18 protein-coding genes and 2 tRNA genes are annotated in these 18466 nt (G+C 68.3%); 4 read left to right on the top strand and 16 right to left on the bottom strand.

The window, feature by feature from the left end; all coding sequences use genetic code 11:
- Positions 1-22 precede the first annotated feature (22 nt).
- The 5 genes from OHA05_RS18275 to OHA05_RS18255 all read right to left on the bottom strand — a co-directional run bounded on the left by OHA05_RS18275 (position 23) and on the right by OHA05_RS18255 (position 3705).
- Positions 23-1243, bottom strand: a complete 1221-nt coding sequence (locus OHA05_RS18275) for a class E sortase (RefSeq protein ID WP_443043838.1) — start codon at positions 1241-1243, stop codon at positions 23-25.
- Between the two features lie 110 nt (positions 1244-1353).
- On the bottom strand, positions 1354-1992 hold the full coding sequence (locus OHA05_RS18270; RefSeq protein WP_313945288.1) for an aminodeoxychorismate/anthranilate synthase component II: 639 nt from the start codon (positions 1990-1992) through the stop codon (positions 1354-1356).
- Positions 1989-2162, bottom strand: coding sequence for a hypothetical protein (locus OHA05_RS18265; RefSeq protein ID WP_313945289.1), 174 nt, complete (start codon positions 2160-2162; stop codon positions 1989-1991). The genes OHA05_RS18270 and OHA05_RS18265 overlap by 4 nt, the downstream gene beginning before the upstream one ends.
- 56 nt (positions 2163-2218) lie before the next feature.
- Positions 2219-2923, bottom strand: coding sequence for a class E sortase (locus OHA05_RS18260; RefSeq protein WP_328861163.1), 705 nt, complete (start codon positions 2921-2923; stop codon positions 2219-2221).
- A 14-nt stretch (positions 2924-2937) separates the two neighbouring features.
- Positions 2938-3705 (bottom strand): DUF881 domain-containing protein, encoded by a 768-nt coding sequence (locus OHA05_RS18255; RefSeq protein WP_313945291.1) that lies wholly within the window; start codon positions 3703-3705, stop codon positions 2938-2940.
- A gap of 141 nt (positions 3706-3846) precedes the next feature.
- Between OHA05_RS18255 and crgA the strand changes: the two genes are divergently transcribed.
- Positions 3847-4104, top strand: a complete 258-nt coding sequence (gene crgA, locus OHA05_RS18250; protein WP_313945292.1) for a cell division protein CrgA — start codon at positions 3847-3849, stop codon at positions 4102-4104.
- 360 nt (positions 4105-4464) lie between these two features.
- Here the strand turns inward: crgA and OHA05_RS18245 are convergent, their stop codons facing one another.
- Entirely contained in the window at positions 4465-5361 is an 897-nt protein-coding gene (locus tag OHA05_RS18245; RefSeq protein ID WP_328861162.1) for a rhomboid family intramembrane serine protease, read from the bottom strand.
- A gap of 96 nt (positions 5362-5457) precedes the next feature.
- On the bottom strand, positions 5458-5991 hold the full coding sequence (locus tag OHA05_RS18240) for a peptidylprolyl isomerase (RefSeq protein ID WP_313945295.1): 534 nt from the start codon (positions 5989-5991) through the stop codon (positions 5458-5460).
- 275 nt (positions 5992-6266) lie between these two features.
- On the opposite strand from OHA05_RS18240, the gene OHA05_RS18235 reads away from it, so the two are divergent.
- Complete coding sequence (locus OHA05_RS18235; RefSeq protein WP_313945296.1) at positions 6267-6944, top strand: DUF5324 family protein; 678 nt, start codon at positions 6267-6269, stop codon at positions 6942-6944.
- A gap of 181 nt (positions 6945-7125) precedes the next feature.
- Here the strand turns inward: OHA05_RS18235 and OHA05_RS18230 are convergent, their stop codons facing one another.
- A complete protein-coding gene (locus OHA05_RS18230; RefSeq protein ID WP_313945297.1) occupies positions 7126-7491 on the bottom strand; it encodes a DUF6344 domain-containing protein in 366 nt (121 codons plus the stop codon).
- Positions 7492-7683: 192 nt separating this feature from the next.
- Positions 7684-7756 (bottom strand) — tRNA-Ala (locus tag OHA05_RS18225).
- A gap of 142 nt (positions 7757-7898) precedes the next feature.
- Here OHA05_RS18225 and OHA05_RS18220 point away from each other — a divergent pair.
- Positions 7899-8447: a helix-turn-helix domain-containing protein gene (locus tag OHA05_RS18220; protein WP_313945298.1), complete on the top strand. Its 549-nt coding sequence runs from the start codon at positions 7899-7901 to the stop codon at positions 8445-8447.
- 45 nt (positions 8448-8492) lie between these two features.
- Positions 8493-9863: a serine/threonine-protein kinase gene (locus tag OHA05_RS18215; RefSeq protein ID WP_328861161.1), complete on the top strand. Its 1371-nt coding sequence runs from the start codon at positions 8493-8495 to the stop codon at positions 9861-9863.
- 46 nt (positions 9864-9909) lie between these two features.
- On the opposite strand, the gene OHA05_RS18210 is transcribed toward OHA05_RS18215, so the two are convergent.
- The 7 genes from OHA05_RS18210 to gyrB all read right to left on the bottom strand — a co-directional run bounded on the left by OHA05_RS18210 (position 9910) and on the right by gyrB (position 18237).
- Entirely contained in the window at positions 9910-11406 is a 1497-nt protein-coding gene (locus OHA05_RS18210) for a hypothetical protein (protein WP_328861160.1), read from the bottom strand.
- 380 nt (positions 11407-11786) lie between these two features.
- Positions 11787-11921 carry a DLW-39 family protein gene (locus tag OHA05_RS18205; protein ID WP_003958712.1) on the bottom strand — a complete coding sequence of 45 codons (135 nt, stop codon included), beginning with the start codon at positions 11919-11921 and terminating at the stop codon, positions 11787-11789.
- A gap of 261 nt (positions 11922-12182) precedes the next feature.
- Complete coding sequence (locus tag OHA05_RS18200) at positions 12183-12554, bottom strand: amphi-Trp domain-containing protein (protein ID WP_313945301.1); 372 nt, start codon at positions 12552-12554, stop codon at positions 12183-12185.
- Positions 12555-12727: 173 nt separating this feature from the next.
- Positions 12728-12804, bottom strand: a tRNA-Ile gene (locus tag OHA05_RS18195).
- Positions 12805-12863: 59 nt separating this feature from the next.
- Entirely contained in the window at positions 12864-13526 is a 663-nt protein-coding gene (locus tag OHA05_RS18190) for a DUF3566 domain-containing protein (RefSeq protein WP_391843585.1), read from the bottom strand.
- Between the two features lie 3 nt (positions 13527-13529).
- Complete coding sequence (gyrA, locus tag OHA05_RS18185) at positions 13530-16133, bottom strand: DNA gyrase subunit A (protein WP_313945303.1); 2604 nt, start codon at positions 16131-16133, stop codon at positions 13530-13532.
- Between the two features lie 40 nt (positions 16134-16173).
- On the bottom strand, positions 16174-18237 hold the full coding sequence (gyrB, locus tag OHA05_RS18180; RefSeq protein ID WP_313945304.1) for a DNA topoisomerase (ATP-hydrolyzing) subunit B: 2064 nt from the start codon (positions 18235-18237) through the stop codon (positions 16174-16176).
- Between the last annotated feature and the right edge of the window lie 229 nt (positions 18238-18466).

The following is an 18466-nucleotide window of genomic DNA, read 5'->3' as shown; positions in this document are numbered from 1 at the left end:
ACCTGTTCCCGTCTTGAAGTCGTCAGCCTACGAGCGCGTCCGGTTTGCCCTGGCTGCGCGGCCGTTCCTCAACCATCTTGCCCCACACGATCATTCGATACGTACTCGTGAATTCCGGCGTGCACGTCGTGAGCGTGATGTACCTGCCGGGCCCCGTGAAGCCGGATCCGGCCGGCACCGGCGCGATGACGCCGATGTTCGAAGGAGCGGTCTGGGGAAGGATGTTCGCCATCTTGTACGTGTAGTAGGCGTCCTGCGTCTCGACGACGATCGGGTCGCCGGGCTGGAGACGGTTGATGTAACGGAACGGCTCGCCATGGGTGTTGCGGTGGCCGGCCACGGCGAAGTTGCCCGCCTTGTCCGACGGCATCGCCGTCTTGAGTTTGCCCTCGCCGTAGTGGCCCACCATCCCGCGGTCCAGGACCTTGTTCTTGTTGATGCCCTCGGCGATCGGGACCACCACGTCCAGCTTCGGGATGTACATGATCGCGAAGCCCTGCCCGGGCTCGAAGGCACCGGGCTGACGGCCCTTGGCGAAGCCCTCTTGTATCTTGCTCGTCTCCCGGCCGGCCAGCTGCCCGGCACGGATGTTGGTCCACCACAGCTGATAGGTGACGAACAGCAGCAGCAGCACGCCGAAACTGATGAACAGCTCGCCGATGGCACGGCTGGCCACGACGGCGGGGCTGTCCTTCGCCGCACGGGCCGCTCTGCGGGCCTCCACGCGCGACAGGGGCCTGCCGGGCGCTGCGGAGGTCCCCGGCGCCTCGGGGCGCCTGCGGCCCCGGCCCTTGGCCGCTCTGCGGCGTTCGGCACGGCCGGGCCCGGCAGGAGCCTCCTCGGCGCGCCGGGTGTCCGACGTCAGCAGGCCGACCGTCTCGTCGTCCTCGTCGCGTCCCGGCGTACTCCCCGAACCGGGGAACGGTCGGGGGAACCGGCCGGGCTCAGGCTCGGGTCTCACCGCGGCCGCCGGTCGCGCCGCGGGTCCGGGCAGTGGAGCCGTCTCCTGCTGCCCGTACCAGTCCTGCCGATAGGTCTCGGCGTAGGCCTCGGCGGCGCTCGAGGGGTACTGGCCGTAGTTCTGCGCCTGCTGGAGCCCGTCGTACGACCGGGGCGCGGACTGCTGCTGCGGATAGCCCTGGGAGCCCGGAGAAGGCGTGCGCGAGTACCGCTGCGGTGCGGCGGGTGCCTGGGGATAGGCCTGCGGCTGCTCCTGGGCCGGAGCGTACGCCTGGGGCGGCAGGTAGGCCTGGGTGTCGGCCTGGCCCCGCGAGTGGGCCCGGGCCCGCTCCCACTCCTCCGGCGGGGTCGGGTCCGTCAGGGGGTCGTACTCGTCCCCCGGACGCCCGGCACTCACGCCACGGCCTTGCCCACCACCGGCGCGAGCCCCGCCGAACGCTCGACCGCGCCGATGTCGCCGCACTGCTCCAGCCAGTTGGCCAGCATCAGGTGCCCGTGCTCGGTGAGGACCGACTCGGGGTGGAACTGCACGCCTTCGACGGCCAGTTCACGGTGGCGCAGCCCCATGATGATGCCGTCCGCGGTCCGTGCGGTGACCTCCAGCTCCTCGGGCAGGTCGGCCGGCTCCGCGGCCAGCGAGTGGTAGCGGGTCGCGGTGAACGGCGAGGGCAGCCCGGCGAAGACGCCCTTGCCCTGGTGCGCCACCGGCGAGGTCTTGCCGTGCAACAGCTCGGGAGCGCGGTCGACCACTCCGCCGTACGCCACCGCCATCGACTGCATGCCGAGGCAGACACCGAAGACCGGCACTCCGGTCTCCGCGCAGTGCCGCACCATCTCGATGCACACGCCGGCCTGCTCGGGGGCGCCGGGCCCGGGGGAGAGCAGCACCCCGTCGAAGCCGTCCTGCACGTGTTCGAGTCCGACCGCGTCGTTCCGGACGACCTCGCACTCCGCCCCGAGCTGGTACAGGTACTGAACGAGGTTGAACACGAAGCTGTCGTAGTTGTCGACGACGAGAATGCGGGCACTCATCGGGCCGCCCCCGCTCCGTCGACCGTCACATCGTTGAACGGAAGCAGCGGCTCCGCCCACGGGAAGACGTACTGGAACAGCACGTAGACAACCGCGAGGGCGAGCACGAGCGAGATGAGAGCCCGCACCCATGCGTTGCCCGGCAGATGCCGCCAGATCCAGCCGTACATGCCGTCCCTTTCCGTTCGGTACCGCACCAGACTAAAGGGCGGCAGGGGTGCATGGGTCAGCTGCGCAAAGCTTCCGGTTTGCCGTCCGTCACAGGCTGGGTGGCGTCGAGGTGCGCCCAGACGATCAGCCGGTGGCTGCTGCCCCATTCCGGATCGCACGTCGTGAGGGTGAGATAGCGCCCGGGACCGTCGAACCCGGACTTCCGCGGAACGGGGTCGATCACCCCGATGTCACCGGGGACCGTACGGTACGGCCTCTTGTCGACGCGGTACGTGAACCACGTCGTACCGTCGGTCAGCACGACCGCGTCACCGGCCCGCAGCCGCGGGAAGTCCTTGAACGGATCGCCGTACGTACGGCGGTGACCTGCGACCGAGAAGTTGCCGGTGCCGCCGAGCCGGGCCGTGGTGGCGTAGTGCCCGAGCCCCTTCTTGAGCGTCCCCGTACGGGTGCCTTCGAGGACGGGCCAGTCCCAACTGCCACCGAAACGGGGGATGTACATCACGGCGAAGGGCTTGCCGTCCCGGTATTCCGGGGCCGGCGGAGCCGGGGTGGGTGGGGCCGTGCCGCCGGGAACCGGTGCCGGGCTCGCCACCGCGCCGTGGGACCACTCGTCCTGAAGCCGTCCGATCTGACCGTCGGAGGCGTCGGCCGCCTTGACGCCCGTCCAGAACACGACGTACGCGACGAAGAGCACGATCAAGGTGCCGACGGTGATGCACAGTTCGCTGAAGGTCCTGACGATCAGCCGTACCGACACCGCACCCCCAGGCGCTACTGCACGGGCTTCGCGTAGTGGAGATCCACTGTGCCCGAGTAGCCGGGGAGAGTCACCGCCTCGCGCTCGTCCACTTTCCAGCCGAGACCGTAGGCCTTCACATACAGCTGGTAGTTCTGCACGGCGACGGAGTCGTCGAGGGCCTTCTGGAGCGCGCTCTGATCACCCACGGCGGTGATCCGGTAGGGCGGAGAGTAGACGCGGCCCTGGAGGATGAGGGTGTTACCCACACAGCGGACGGCGCTGGTGGAGATGAGGCGCTGGTCCATGACCTGGATGCCCTTGGCGCCGCCCTTCCACAGGGCGTTGACGACGGCCTGGAGATCCTGCTGGTGGATCACCAGGTCGTTCGCCTGCGGCTCGGGATAGCCGGGTGCGGCCTGGGCGTTGGGCGGGGCGTCATTGAGAGTGACAGTCAGCGCCGGCCCGGTCAGCTTCCGGGTGCCGGCCACCTCCTCCAGAGCACCGAGCTTCTGGTCCTCGGCCTTGGTGGAGCCGTCGTCGCGCTGCGCGAGAGCGTCGACGTCGCCGCGGAGCGCGGCTGTGGACTCGGTGAGGTCACCATTCTTGGTGCTGCGCTGCTGGATCAGATCGGACAGCTTCAGCAGGGAGCCGTCGGTGCGCAGATCGGTACCCTTGGCCGTATTGAAACTTGTCACGAAGATCAGCCCGGCGAGGGCGAAAACGGCAGCTGTCAACACCCGGCCCACCCGCCAGTTGAAGCGGTGAACCGGGCCTTGCGGGGAGTCGGCGGAATTGCTCAACGTACCCTTATCTCCTCAGGCGCCGCGGAAGCACTACGCTAACGGACGCCCGGGGGCGGCAGTGGTCCCCCTTCGCTCCAGCCCCGGCGCCAGCCACAGTTCCCTGCGCGGTCACGCAGCGCATCGACAGGAGAGTCCCTCGTGCCGAAGTCACGTATCCGCAAGAAGGCCGAGTTCACGCCGCCGCCCGCGACGAAGCAGGCGACCAGCATCAAGCTGACGAGCCGCAGCTGGGTAGCACCCGTGATGCTCGCGTTGTTCCTGATCGGGCTCGCCTGGATCGTCCTCTTCTATGTGACCGAGGGCGACCTTCCGATCAAGAGCTTCGGCAACTGGAACATCGTCGCGGGCTTCGGCTTCATCGCCGCCGGCTTCGGTGTCTCCACCCAGTGGAAGTAGCTCTGCCGGAGCTCCCGGAGCCGCTTCGGCTCCCGGGGCGGGACGTCAAGCCCTGCCCCAAGGTTATCCACAGCGTTGTCCACAGTGGGGAAAAGGTCTGACGATCTGTGGATAACCTTCAAAGTGTTGACGCCGGTGTGACTGCATGAGCCATCTCGGTGAAGCGTTCGGCCCCTTGCCTCTGCTGGGAAAACCCAGTTCAGCGACAAGGGGCACACGTGTCTCATACGGCGTGCACAAGATCCGCCACACGCTGTGGACAACTTTGGGGAAAGGTTGCGCTCAGCTGAGCAAGCAGCCGCTCGGCCCGGATGATCGACGGCCCCCGTCGGCCGGGTGACAGACCCCACGGGCCAGCCCTTAGGTCAGGGACGCGGTCCGGGCGATCACGGTCGCCACGATCACCAGCAGGACCCCCGCACAGCATGCGACCTGCACCAGGGTGCGGCGATGGCGCGGAGCGTAGACGAGCCCGAGGGTGACCAGAGCACCGGCGACCAGACCGCCGATGTGCCCCTGCCAGGAGATGCCCTCGCGGTTGAAGGTGAAGATCAGACTGATCACCAGGATCGCGATGACCGGCCGCATGTCGAGGTTCTTGCGACGCGCGAGCACCGCGAACGCGCCGATCAGGCCGTAGATGGCGCCCGACGCACCCAGGGACCCCTGGTTCGGGGCGGCGAGCAGATAGGCGAGCGCGCTGCCGCCGAGCCCCGAGATGAGATAGACCGCGAGGAAGCGGGAGCGGCCGAGTTCCGGCTCGACCATCTTGCCCAGGAACCACAGCCCCACGAGGTTGAAGAGGATGTGGGGCACCTCTTCGTGCAGGAACACCGAGGTGATCAGGCGGTACCACTCGCCGTCCGCGACTCCGACGACCTCGTTGAGCTGGGGGTTGTACGCGTACCCGATCAGCAGCGTCTCGTCGAGGAAGCGGTCGCCCAGGGCGAGCACCACCACGTACACGGCGGCGTTGAGGGCCACGAGGATCTTGGTGATCAGGAAGGCGTCGGAGCGGATGCTGCCGCCCGCGATGGTCCGTGGCTGGTTCGCCGCCGGAGCGTGCCCGGTGCCGGAGCCGGTGCGCACGCAGTCGGGGCACTGGAAACCCACGGAGGCGTCGACCATGCAGTCCGGACAGATCGGCCGCTCGCAGCGCACGCAGCTGATGCCCGTCTCGCGGCCGGGATGCCGGTAGCAGCTGGGCAGGCTGTGTGCGTCCTGCGGCTCCTTCGGAGTGCCTGGCACCTGGTCCATGGGATCCCTCAATCTCCCTCGCTCAAAAACACCGCCCCGTCCATCCTTACGGACGGACGGGGCGCATTGGTTCCCCTGGGGACCAGGCCCGGGAAATCAGCCCTCGCGGGTCTCGACGACGACGGACTCGATCACGACGTCGTTGAGCGGGCGGTCGGTCCGCGGGTTTGTCTGGGTGCCGACGATCGCGTCCACGACCTTCTTGCCCGCCTCCGTGCTGACCTCGCCGAAGATGGTGTGCTTGCGGGTCAGCCACGAGGTGGGCGACACCGTGATGAAGAACTGCGAGCCGTTGGTGCCCGGGCCGGCGTTCGCCATGGCCAGCAGGTACGGCTTGTCGAAGGCAAGGTCCGGGTGGAACTCGTCACCGAACTCGTAACCCGGGCCGCCGGTGCCGTTACCCAGCGGGTCGCCGCCCTGGATCATGAAGCCGCTGATGACGCGGTGGAAGACCGTGCCGTCGTACAGCCTGTCCGTGGACTTCTTGCCGGTCGCCGGGTGGGTCCACTCGCGCTCGCCCTGAGCGAGTTCGACAAAGTTCTTGACCGTCTTGGGCGCGTGGTTCGGCAGGAGCCGGATCTCGATGTCGCCTTGGTTGGTCTTCAGGGTGGCGTAAAGCTGCTCGGCCACGATCCTGCCTTCCGTAAGTCTCGTCTGACGTCCACCGATCCTCGCACGGAAGGGCCGCTCACGGAGAAAAGCGGCGGAGTCCTCGCCGAAGCGGCGCGCTCCGGGGCGAATCGTGGCATCGTCGAGCGGAAGCTCCCAAACATGACCCGGATGCCCGGCCCCACATGCCGAGCATGAGGTCTGCGGGCATGATTTCCATTCAGACGGAAAGGCGAAACTGTGCCGAACTGGGGAAATCCCCAGGCCCCAGAACGCCACCGAGGAGGAGGATCCCCGTGACCCGCATGGACAGCGTGCGCGCCGCGACCGGTACGGCGAAGGAAAGCGTGCTGCACGCCGCGGACGTGGTGGCGCCCTACGCCGGTACTGCCAAGGACCAGGCCGCGCTTTACGCGCAGGAAGCCCGCGTCCGGCTCGCGCCCAAGGTCTCCAAGGCCGCCAAGAAGGCCCGTGCTCAGTACGACACCCGTGTCGCACCGCATGTGCCGCCGAAGGTGGACGACGCCGCGCACCGGGCCGCGATCACGGCTCGCAGGGCAGCCCGTCAGGCGGCGGACTACACAGTTCCGCGCGTCGAACACGCCGTTGCCGCCGCTCAGCCCGTACGGGAAGAGGCTGCGGCTCGCTCCGCTGCCGCGCTGGCCGCTCTGCGCGGTCAGGTGACGGCGAAGGACATTCAGAAGTTGGTGAGGAAGCACGAGCGGCGCTCGAAGGCCGCGCGTCTTGCCAAGGGTCTCGCGATCATCGGTGTTCTGGCCGGCGGCGCTGTGGCCGCCTGGAAGTGGTGGGACAAGCAGGCCAACCCCGACTGGCTGGTCGAGCCGCCCGCTGCGACGGAACTCGCCGACCGCGATCCGCTGACGTCCGTCGACGGCAGTCCGGAAGCGCTCGATCCCGAGGTCCAGGCGAAGCAGGCCGAGGCGGAGGCTGCCGATCGCGACGAGGGCCGCTGATCGGTCACCGCCCGTGTGGCCGGTGGTGATGCGGTGAGCGTGAGCAGTGCTTGCGGTGTCGTGCGCTGTGGTGCCGCAGGACGGAACCTGCGCTGTGGTGCCTCAGAACAGGACATGCGCTGTGGTGCTGCGGAACGGGACGTGCGCTGTGGTGCCGGGAGAGGTGAGTGCTCCCGGCGCCTCATGCCGAGGTGAGCGCGCGGTCCGCGAGTGCGTCCGAGCCCGGCTCGATCGCGGCGTCGTCGCTCTCGGCGGACAGGTGCCGGGTGGCGGGAGACGAACCGTGTGCCTCGGCGCTGATGCGCTGCTTGATCGTGGGCGGCAGTGACCTGTCGCGCACGGTCGGGCTCCAGCGCGTACTCTGCGCCGGCACCGTCCCTCGAACGGCCTCCGTACGCGTCTGACGCGGCAGATCGGTACGCTCCGGCGTCTGAACGGCCGACTGCTGCGCGGCCGACGCGACGGTGGTGAGACCCACCGAGGCAAGCAGCGCGACGAGCGCGGTGAAGAATGCGGTCCACAGATTCCTGACCTTGATGGCGGCCATGACCCCTCGCTTTCGGGTTGGGCGATCTACATACCTTTCTCATGATGTGTACGCATCTCGAGTTGCGAAGGACCGACGCAGGACATAGGCGGTTCTTCTGATGAACACCACCCGGACGGCCCAAGGAGGCCCCGGAAAAACCAAAAAAGAGCGCCCCGGCCTGCGGAAACAGGCCGGGGCGCTCTTCGTGTGTGGAGCCTAGGGGAGTCGAACCCCTGACATCTGCCATGCAAAGACAGCGCTCTACCAACTGAGCTAAGGCCCCTGGTCGCAGACCACAGTACCGGGTCACCCCCCGGTTCCTGCAAAAGGGATTGGGGCTCCCGGTGGGCGACCACTCTCCGTAAGATGCACGACGTGGTTCGCAGCAGCGAAGCCCGCTTTGGGGAAAGCGATGGGGAGACGCCATGGACGCCGCTCAGCAGGAAACGACCGCAAGAGCCAGAGAGCTGCAGCGCAGCTGGTACGGGGAGCCGTTGGGGGCGCTCTTCCGCCGGCTGATCGACGACCTGGGTCTCAATCAGGCCCGGCTCGCAGCCGTGCTCGGACTGTCGGCTCCGATGCTGTCCCAGCTGATGAGCGGCCAGCGGGCCAAGATCGGCAATCCCGCGGTGGTCCAACGTGTGCAGGCTCTGCAGGAGTTGGCGAGTCTTGTCGCCGACGGCAGCGTCAGCGCGGTCGAAGCCACCGACCGGATGGAAGAGATCAAGAAGTCGCAGGGCGGATCCGTCCTCACCGGAACGAGCCAGAGCACGAACAGCTCCGGAGCTCCGACGGTGCGCCGGGTCGTCCGTGAGATCCAGTCGCTGCTGCGCTCCGTGGCCGCCGCCGGCGACATCATCGATGCCGCCGACTCCCTCGCCTCGAGCCACCCGGAGCTGGCAGAGTTCCTCCGGGTGTACGGCGCCGGACGCACCGCGGACGCCGTCGCCCACTACGAATCGCACCAGAACTGACGCGGGGCGGACGCCTCACGAGGGAACGGGAGCGGGCGCAGCGCCATGGGTGAGGTCTTCGCTGGTCGGTACGAGCTGATCGACCCGATCGGGCGCGGTGGTGTCGGTGCGGTCTGGCGCGCCTGGGACCACCGGCGCCGTCGCTATGTGGCAGCGAAGGTGCTGCAGCAGAGCGACGCGCACACCCTGCTGCGCTTCGTCCGCGAGCAGGCGCTGCGGATCGATCACCCCCATGTCCTCGCTCCCGCGAGCTGGGCGGCGGACGACGACAAGGTCCTGTTCACCATGGATCTGGTGAGCGGCGGATCGCTGGCGCACCTCATCGGTGACTACGGCCCGCTGCCACCCGCCTTCGTGTGCACGCTTCTCGACCAGCTGCTGGCCGGACTGGCCGCGGTGCACGCGGAGGGGGTCGTGCACCGCGACATCAAGCCGGCGAACATTTTGCTGGAGGCGACCGGGACGAAGCGTCCGCATCTGCGTCTGTCGGACTTCGGTATCTCCATGCGCAAGGGCGAGCCCCGGCTGACGGAGACCAACCATGTGGTGGGCACGCCCGGTTACTTCGCTCCCGAGCAGATGCTGGGCGCGGAGCCGGAGTTCACCGCGGACCTCTTCGCGGTCGGCCTGGTCGCGCTCTATCTGCTCCAGGGGCAGAAGCCCGACTCCCGTGCGCTGGTGGAGCACTTCACGCACCACGGCACCCCGGGCGCTCCCGCGGGCATACCCGAGCCGCTGTGGCAGGTCCTGGCGGGTCTGCTGCAGCCGGACCCCGATACCCGCTTCCGTACGGCCACAGGGGCCCGCAAGGCGCTCACCGCGGCCGTCGAGATGCTTCCGGATCCCGGGCCCGACGACGAGCCGGTCGAGGTCTTCGACCAACTGGGGCCTCTTCCCCCCGGGTTCGGCCCCTGCGGCCCCGAGCAGCCGTCCCCCCAAAGCGCGCCGGCCGGGTACACGGCACCGGTCACCGAGCCGACGCAGCCCCCCGCACAGCCGGCCCATCCGCCGTCGCATACGGGCAGCTTCCCGGTCACTCCTCCACCCCAGCAGCCGCCCGCGGTGCCTCCGTACGTGGACCACCCCGCGCAGCCCGTCACTCCTCCCCCCGTGCCGGCGACCCCACAGCCGGCTCCGACGCCCGCTCGCCCCACTGCGCACCACGCCTCCCCTCTGGGCCACCCCACACCGGAGCAGCCCTCGCACTCCGGGACCGCTCCGACGGCCCCGATGCGGCACGAATCGCCTCTCACTCGTGCTTACACCGCTCAGAGCCCTCAGGTTCCGTTCCCGCATACGCCGATTCCGGGGGTGGGCACACAGCGAACGGGACCGCCCCCGAAGGTCGCGGTCCCGATGCTGATCGTCGCGCTGCTCTGTTTCGCCGTGGGCATCTGGGCGTTGACCCAGGCCTGAGCCCTCCCGGCGGGCGCTCCTGGCCGGGTGAGCCCTTCCAGCCGGGTTACCAGCTCGGCGGCGGCCCGAACTGACCCTGCTGCGCCCCCGGAGCCTGCCCGGGCACCTGGCCGCCCTGCCCGTAATCACCCTGCGCGTGACCGCCCGGAACCTGACCACCGTGCGCGTGGCCGCCCGGCACATGCCCCTGATCCGGGAGCGTCGCCGGTCCCTGCCCCGGCACCGCCGGCGTACCGGCACCCGGGTCCGCGGGTGCGGCGGAGGCCCGCCGGCGCTTCAGCAGCAGCCACACCCCCAGTCCGAGCAGCAGCACGGTGCCCGTACCGATCAGGACGGCGGCCACCAGCTGCAGCGGGTCGCTCCCGTCCTCGTCCGAGCCGCTCTTCCCGCTGTCGGCGGCCGCCTGGTCGTCCTCGGTCACCTGGAAGTCGCCCGCGGCGCCGTCGTAGGCCGGAACCGACTTCGGCTTGCCCTTGACGTTGACCCGGAGCGTCAGCGAGAGCGCCCCGCTCCCGTACTCCGCGCCGACCTCGGGGCTCAGCGTCACCGCGATGTAGTACCAGCCCGCGAACCGCATGGCGCTGGTGGACTCGGTCGAGTCGAAGCGGTTCTCGTACGCCACCGGTGGCACCGGGTCGAGCGCGACGGACTTCTGCTTGCCGTCGTAGTACACGCTCGCGGTCTCGTCGACGAGACCGCGCGCCGGGTTGTGCAGGGACACCGACAGCGCGCTGGACACGCTCTGGGTGGTGTCGGAGGCCGTCGGGCTGGTGCCCAGGTCGGCGCTGGCGAAGATCTGCTGACCCCAGTCGAGCGGCACCCGGTAGAACCGCGTCCGGCCCGGGAGGATCTCGTCCTGCCACTCGCCCTCGGTGAGGCCGGTGGCGTCGGAGAAGCTCGTGCCGCCGGCGCGCTTCTGCGGGCTGCCTGCCGGAGGCGGGGGAGAGGCGGACGGCCAGTTCTCGGGCGCCGCCGTCGGACCGGCCGCCTTCAGGCCGGGCTCAGCGGCGAAACGGATCTCCACGTCCCACGGTTCGGGACTGGACGCCGCGTCGCCGTCCCGCTCGATGAGGACGTAGTACGCGCCGGCCTCCTGGCAGCTGCTGCTGTCCTTGTCGATCATCCGGTCCGCGTACGCGGCGACGGGCCTGACGTACGCGGCAGACCCGAACTGGGCGTCGCCACTGCCGCACTTGGTCCCCGAGCGGTCCTCGATGCTCACCGAGAGCTTGTCGAGGGAAGCAACCTTGGTCTGGAGCTTGGGTACCGCGACCGCCGAGATGTAGGCGTTCGTCCGGGCGTCCAGGTCGACACGGTAGTAGCGCTTCCCGCCCGGCTTGATCGTGTCCTTGTAGACCGATCCTGCCGTCAACGCCGGCCCGTCACTGTTGACGGCCGAGCCCTGGACCGTCTTGGCCTGGCTGTCGAAGACGTACGGATTGGGCTCCCCGGCCGCATGGGCCTGCGTCGGCAGCCCCGCCACCACGCACATCGCCGCCATGGCCGCCAGCGTCACCCGGCCTCTGCCGCGCTGCCTCTTCACGCGCTTCTCCTCGGTGTGCTGGTCGTATCGGTGGCATGCCCGGCTCGTGTCGCATCCGGACGAGCAGCGGACCGCGATCATGACGGCATCCCGGCCCCGCAACCGCGGCGATCGCCGCGGGGGGACCATCCTGCCCCGTCGCCCGCACCGCTGTCTGCGCCGGACGACGAATAGCCCGTGTTGTCCCCTCGTCGCCGTGGTTGTGCTCACCCAGCACCCCTCAGGTTTGCTTGAGCAAGCAACCAATTTGCTGAGGTGAACCGGCGGGCGGAAGGGTCACGCCGTTTCCCGGCACCCGTACCCCCGACCACCCGCACCCCGGACAGCACGAAGCCCCGGCCGCTTCGAGCGACCGGGGCTTCAACCAAGACTGTTGCGTCTCACACACCCGAACCTGCGGGCACGGAGTCGGTCGCCTCCGTCCACAGATCCTGCTCGGCGCGATCCGCCTGGATCTGGCGGTACACGAGGAGCCCGCCGATGGCGGCCAGTGCGACCAGGAGAAGCTTCTTCACCGCGCGACCTCGTCTTTCCTTGACGTATGAGGACTTCTGGCGCCCGACTATACACACCGACCGATACCGATCGGTGACCTGTGTACGTCCCGCCCTGGGCCCAACTGGAGCCCCGGGCACAGCGATCGATCCGCTCCTGCCCATCGGCATCATCACCGTTTGCCGAAACCACCGGCCTAGTTGTCGTACCGGCGAAACGTCACCGCCGGCAGACGCGACGGAGAATTCGCAACAGGCCCCCCGCGCGACTCAGGACGCGACTCAGGACGCCTTTGCGGCGGACCGCTTGGCGCTCTTGCTCCTGCTGGTGCCGGTGCTGCTCCGCGCGGTCTTGGCAGGCGCACTCCTGCGCCTCCTGGCGGTCGCCGCCGTACCCGTCCCGGCCGCCGGGGGCGCGGCCTCCTCGTGCGAGACCGGCCAGGTGAACTCGATCTCCAGCTCGATCTCCCCGTCACCGACCTCGACCTCGATCTCGCTGCGAAGGTCATCGGGAATTTTCAGGCTCAGAGTCCCCGACCCGAGCTCCAGAGAGACATCGCCGCCCTGCCTCAGCGCCGCCGCGAGCGCCGTCAGCTGATCGGCCGCCTCCAGGCGGGACAGCGAGCGCTTCTGCTCGAACTTCAGGTCCGTCATGGCGTCTCCGATCCGGCGGAACCAGGGGATAACGCCAATTCTGATGCCAAGCACCGGATCGGACATCTTCACAGCCGCCGAGGAAGGCAAGGGATCCGGAACGGCCCGGCGCCGCGACCGCACCCCCGGGATGCGAAAGACCCCCAACCATGATCGGCTGGGGGTCTTTCGGCTGGTGGGGCTAACAGGATTTGAACCTGTGGCCTCATCCTTATCAGGGATGCGCTCTAACCAACTGAGCTATAGCCCCGCCGCGCTGCGCGCTGACTTCTGAAGATTAGCGCACGTCTGGCGCAGCTCCCAAATCGGTTACTCGTCCTCCGCCAGCGTGAGCTCGACGCCGCCCACAAACCCCGCGGAGAGGTTGTAGATGAAGGCTCCGAGCGTCGCCAGCGCTGTGGCCAGCACCACATCGATCACCGCGATGACCGAGGTGAAGATGAGGACGCGCGGGAGCGACAGGAACGACTGGAGGTCGAAGCCGTTGCTCTCGTTCGAGCCGGTGGCCTCGCTGATCGTCCCGCCGACCGTCGAGAAGACGCCCATCGCGTCCATGACCATCCACAGCACCGCGGACGCGATCACCGTGCAGATGCCCAGCGCGATGGAGAGCAGGAAGCTGACCTTCATCACCGACCAGGGGTCGGCCTTGGCGACACGCAGCCGCGCCTTTCGGGTGCGCGGAGTCGTCCGCGCCCCGGTGCGCGGCAGGCGGACGCCTCCCTGGGTCCCGCCGCCGCCCTGGGGCGACTGGTAGGCCTGCGGCGGGTGGTACGGCTGTGCCGGCTGCTGAGGGGCCGGCTGCTCGCCCGCATACGTCTCGTACGGGGCATTGGGCCCCCGGGTGTCCGTCACCGTCATCCCCCTGCCATCGGCGGGGGTGCCCCCGCCTTGGGAGTCCGCGGCAGGGCCACGGGCACCGTTCGCTCCAGCTCCGGCAGCGGCCGAACCGGCGCCCGTGGCTCCACTCACGCTCTACTCCTCGTGCTCCCCGGCCGAGGACTCCGTGCCCTCGACAGCAGCCTCGGCCCCACCGGCGTCGGCTTCATCGGTCCCTTCGACCTCTTCGGCCTCACGACCAGCCTCGGCGTTGCGAGCGATACCGACAACGGCATCACGCTTGCCCAGGTTGATCAGTTGGACGCCCATGGTGTCACGGCCCGTCTCCCTGACTTCGTTGACTCGCGTACGAATCACACCGCCACCAAGGGTGATGGCGAGGATCTCATCCGTCTCCTCGACCACCAGCGCGCCCACGAGCGACCCACGGTCCTCCACGATCTTGGCGGCCTTGATACCGAGGCCACCACGACCCTGGACGCGGTACTCGTCGACGGCGGTCCGCTTGGCGTACCCACCGTCGGTAGCAGTGAACACGAACGTACCGGGCCGCACCACATTCATCGAGAGGAGCTGGTCCCCCTCACGGAAACTCATGCCCTTGACGCCCGAGGTCGCACGGCCCATCGGGCGCAGTGCGTCGTCCGTCGCGGTGAACCGGATCGACTGGGCCTTCCTGCTGATGAGCAGCAGGTCGTCCTCGGCCGAGACCAGCTCGGCGCCGATCAGCTCGTCGTCGCTGCCGTCGTCCGTCTCACGAAGATTGATCGCGATGACGCCGCCCGAGCGGGGTGAGTCGTAGTCCTTCAGCGGGGTCTTCTTGACCAGGCCGCCCTTGGTGGCGAGCACCAGGTACGGCGCGGCGTTGTAGTCGCGGATCGCCAGGATCTCGGCGATCTGCTCGTCCGGCTGGAAGGCCAGCAGGTTGGCAACGTGCTGACCCCGGGCATCACGTCCGGCGTCGGGGAGCTCGTACGCCTTGGCCCGGTAGACGCGGCCCTTGTTGGTGAAGAAGAGCAGCCAGTGGTGCGTGGTGGAGACGAAGAAGTGGTCGACGATGTCGTCTTCCTTGAGCTTCGTGCCCCGTACGCCCTTGCCGCCCCGCTTCTGCGAGCGGTAGTCGTCGGTCTTCGTGCGCTTCACATAGCCGCCACGCGTGATGGTGACGACGATGTCCTCCTCGGCGATCAGGTCCTCGATGGACATGTCACCGTCGAAGGGCACCAGCTTGGACCGCCGGTCGTCGCCGAACTTCTCGACCAGGACGGCCAGTTCCTCGCTGACGATCTGGCGCTGCTTCTCCGGCGAGGCGAGGATCGCGTTGTACTCGTTGATCTTCGCCTGCAGCTCGTCGTGCTCCTGCACAATCTTCTGGCGCTCCAGGGCGGCCAGTCGGCGCAGCTGCATCTCGAGGATGGCGTTGGCCTGGATCTCGTCGATCTCCAGGAGGTCCATCAGGCCGCCGCGCGCAATCTCGACCGTGTCACTGCGCCGGATCAGCGCGATGACCTCGTCGATCGCGTCCAGAGCCTTGAGCAGACCGCGCAGGATGTGCGCCCGCTCCTCGGCCTTGCGCAGCCGGAACTTCGTGCGCCGGACGATGACCTCGACCTGGTGCGTCACCCAGTGGCGGATGAAGGCGTCCAGGGACAGCGTGCGCGGCACGCCGTCGACCAGTGCCAGCATGTTCGCGCCGAAGTTCGTCTGCAGGTCGGTGTGCTTGTACAGGTTGTTCAGCACGACCTTGGCGACCGCGTCGCGCTTGAGCACGATGACCAGACGCTGACCGGTTCGCGAGGAGGTCTCGTCGCGGACGTCCGCGATCCCGCCGATCTTGCCGTCCTTCACCAGGTCGGCGATCTTCTGGGCGAGGTTGTCCGGGTTGGTCTGGTACGGAAGCTCCGTGACCACCAGGCACTGGCGGTTCTGGATCTCCTCGACGTCGACGACCGCGCGCATCGTGATGGAGCCGCGACCGGTGCGGTACGCCTCCTCGATGCCCTTGCGGCCCACGACCAGCGCACCGCTCGGGAAGTCCGGGCCCTTGATCCGCTCGATGAGCGCGTCGAGCAGCTCCTCGTGCGTCGCTTCGGGGTGCTCCAGCGCCCACTGGGCGCCGGCCGCGACCTCGCGGAGGTTGTGCGGCGGGATGTTGGTCGCCATACCGACCGCGATACCGGCCGAGCCGTTGACCATCAGGTTCGGGAACCGCGCCGGCAGAACCGTCGGCTCCTGGTTGCGGCCGTCGTAGTTGTCCTGGAAGTCGACGGTCTCCTCGTCGATGTCCCGGAGCATCTCCATGGACAGCGGCTTGAGCCGGCACTCGGTGTACCGCATGGCGGCGGCCGGGTCGTTGCCCGGGGAGCCGAAGTTGCCGTTGGAGTCCACCAGCGGCATGCGCATCGACCACGGCTGGGCCAGACGGACCAGGGCGTCGTAGATCGAGGAGTCACCGTGCGGGTGGTAGGTACCCATGACGTCGCCGACCACACGGGCGCACTTGTAGAAGCCCTTCTCGGGCCGGTATCCGCCGTCGTACATCGCGTACAGCACACGCCGGTGGACGGGCTTGAGACCGTCCCGTACGTCGGGCAGCGCACGCGACACGATGACGGACATCGCGTAGTCGAGGTAGGAGCGCTGCATCTCGGTCTCGAGCCCGACGGGCTCCACGCGCATCCCCACGCCCGGAATGGCGGGTTCCTCTTCGGGCATCACAGGGGTGTTCTCGTCGGCCATTGCTGGTCAAAGTCCTTTCGTGCGGTCAGCTGAGACCGACTCAGATGTCGAGGAACCGAACGTCCTTGGCGTTGCGCTGGATGAAGGAACGCCGTGCCTCGACGTCCTCTCCCATCAGCACCGAGAACAGATCGTCGGCCTGCGCCGCGTCGTCCAGCGTGACCTGACCGAGCACGCGGTGGTCCACGTCCATGGTCGTGATGCGCAGCTCCTCGGCGTTCATCTCACCGAGACCCTTGAAGCGCTGGATCGAGTCTTCCCGGATCCGCTTGCCGTTCTGCTTGCCGAGCTCGACGAGCGCGTCGCGCTCACGGTCCGAGTACGCGTACTCGAAGTCGTCCCGGCCCCACTTGATCTTGTAGAGCGGCGGGCGGGAGAGATACACGTGCCCGGCCTCGACCAGCGGCCGCATGAAGCGGAAGAGGAAGGTCAGCAGGAGGGTGTTGATGTGCTGGCCGTCGACGTCGGCGTCCGCCATCAGAATGATCTTGTGATAGCGGAGCTTCTCGATGTCGAAGTCCTCGTGGACTCCGGTGCCGAAGGCCGAGATCAGCGCCTGGACCTCGGTGTTCTGCAGGATCTTGTCGATCCGCGCCTTCTCGACGTTCAGGATCTTGCCGCGGATCGGCAGGATCGCCTGATACATCGGGTTGCGGCCGGACTTCGCCGAGCCGCCGGCGGAGTCACCCTCGACGATGAAGATCTCGCACTTGGTCGGGTCGTTCGACTGGCAGTCGCTCAGCTTGCCCGGCAGCGAGGCGGACTCCAGCAGGCCCTTGCGCCGGGTGAGGTCACGGGCCTTGCGGGCCGCGACGCGCGCCGTCTGCGCCTGGACGGACTTGCGGATGATGTCCGCGGCCTCGTTCGGGTTGCGGTCGAACCAGTCCGTGAGGTGCTCGTGCACGACCTTCTGGACGAAGGTCTTCGCCTCGGTGTTGCCCAGCTTGGTCTTGGTCTGGCCCTCGAACTGCGGCTCGCCCAGCTTGACCGAGATGATCGCCGTCAGACCCTCGCGGATGTCCTCGCCGGAGAGGTTGTCGTCCTTCTCGCGCAGCAGCTTCTTGTCGCGCGCGTACCGGTTGACCAGGCCCGTCAGTGCGGACCGGAAGCCCTCTTCGTGGGTACCGCCCTCGTGCGTGTGGATCGTGTTCGCGAAGGAGTAGACACCCTCGGTGTACTGCGAGTTCCACTGCATCGCGATCTCGACCGAGAGCAGCCGCTCCTTGTCCTCGGCCTCCACGTCGATGACGGTGGGGTGGATGAGCTCGCCCTTGCGCGAGTTCAGGTACTTCACGAAGTCGACGATGCCGCCCTCGTAGAAGTACGTGACCGTGCGGACCGGCTCCTCGCCCGCCTCCTCGACGCTGTCGGCACCGGCGGTGGCCTTGGCCGACTCGCGCTCGTCCGTCAGCTTCAGGGTGAGGCCCTTGTTGAGGAAGGCCATCTCCTGGAAGCGCCGGGAGAGCGTCTCGAAGGAGTAGTCGGTGGTCTCGAACACGTCGGGGTCGGACCAGAAGGTCACCGAGGTGCCGGTCTCGTCGGTCGCTTCGTTGCGCTGGAGGGGCGCGGTGGGCACGCCGAGCTTGTACTCCTGGGTCCAGCGGTAGCCGTCCGTCTTGATCTCGACGGAGACCTTGGAGGACAGGGCGTTGACGACGGACACGCCCACACCGTGCAGACCGCCGGAGACCGCGTAACCGCCGCCGCCGAACTTGCCGCCCGCGTGCAGGACGGTCAGCACGACCTCGACGGCCGGCTTGCCTTCCGACGGGACGATGCCGACCGGGATACCGCGGCCGTTGTCGACGACGCGCACGCCGCCGTCGGCCAGGATGGTCACGTCGATCATGTCCGCGTGACCGGCCAGGGCCTCGTCGACGGAGTTGTCGACGACTTCCTGCACCATGTGGTGCAGGCCGCGCTCACCGGTGGACCCGATGTACATGCCGGGGCGCTTGCGGACCGCGTCCAGTCCCTCGAGGACGGTGATCGCACTGGCGTCGTACGAGGCGGTGACCTCGCCGTGTCCGCCGGCGGGGATGGACGGATTGTTCTCGTTGGGGTTGCCGGAATCGGCCACGAAGCGCCCTTTCTGGCACAGCACAAGCCGTTCTCCGGGCAGGCGGGAGCGGCTGCGTCGTTCGACATGTTCCGCGAGAAGGCGGGATTGCTCACCAGTCTACCGGTACGGCTGACACTCATGGGGGTTTGCCGGTAGCTGAGTCCGCATGTGCCGCCCTGAACACCGGCCGTCCGACTCCCCACATTCGGGGAGGGGCTCCAGAGGGCTCACGCGGGCATTGAGAGCTTCGGGCTGTCAACCTCTGGCTACG

Origin of the sequence: Streptomyces sp. NBC_00306 (assembly GCF_036169555.1) — a bacterium.
GTDB lineage: Bacteria > Actinomycetota > Actinomycetes > Streptomycetales > Streptomycetaceae > Streptomyces > Streptomyces achmelvichensis.
Note: the sequence above shows the minus strand (reverse complement) of the source record. Positions and strands in the feature narration are given on the sequence as shown.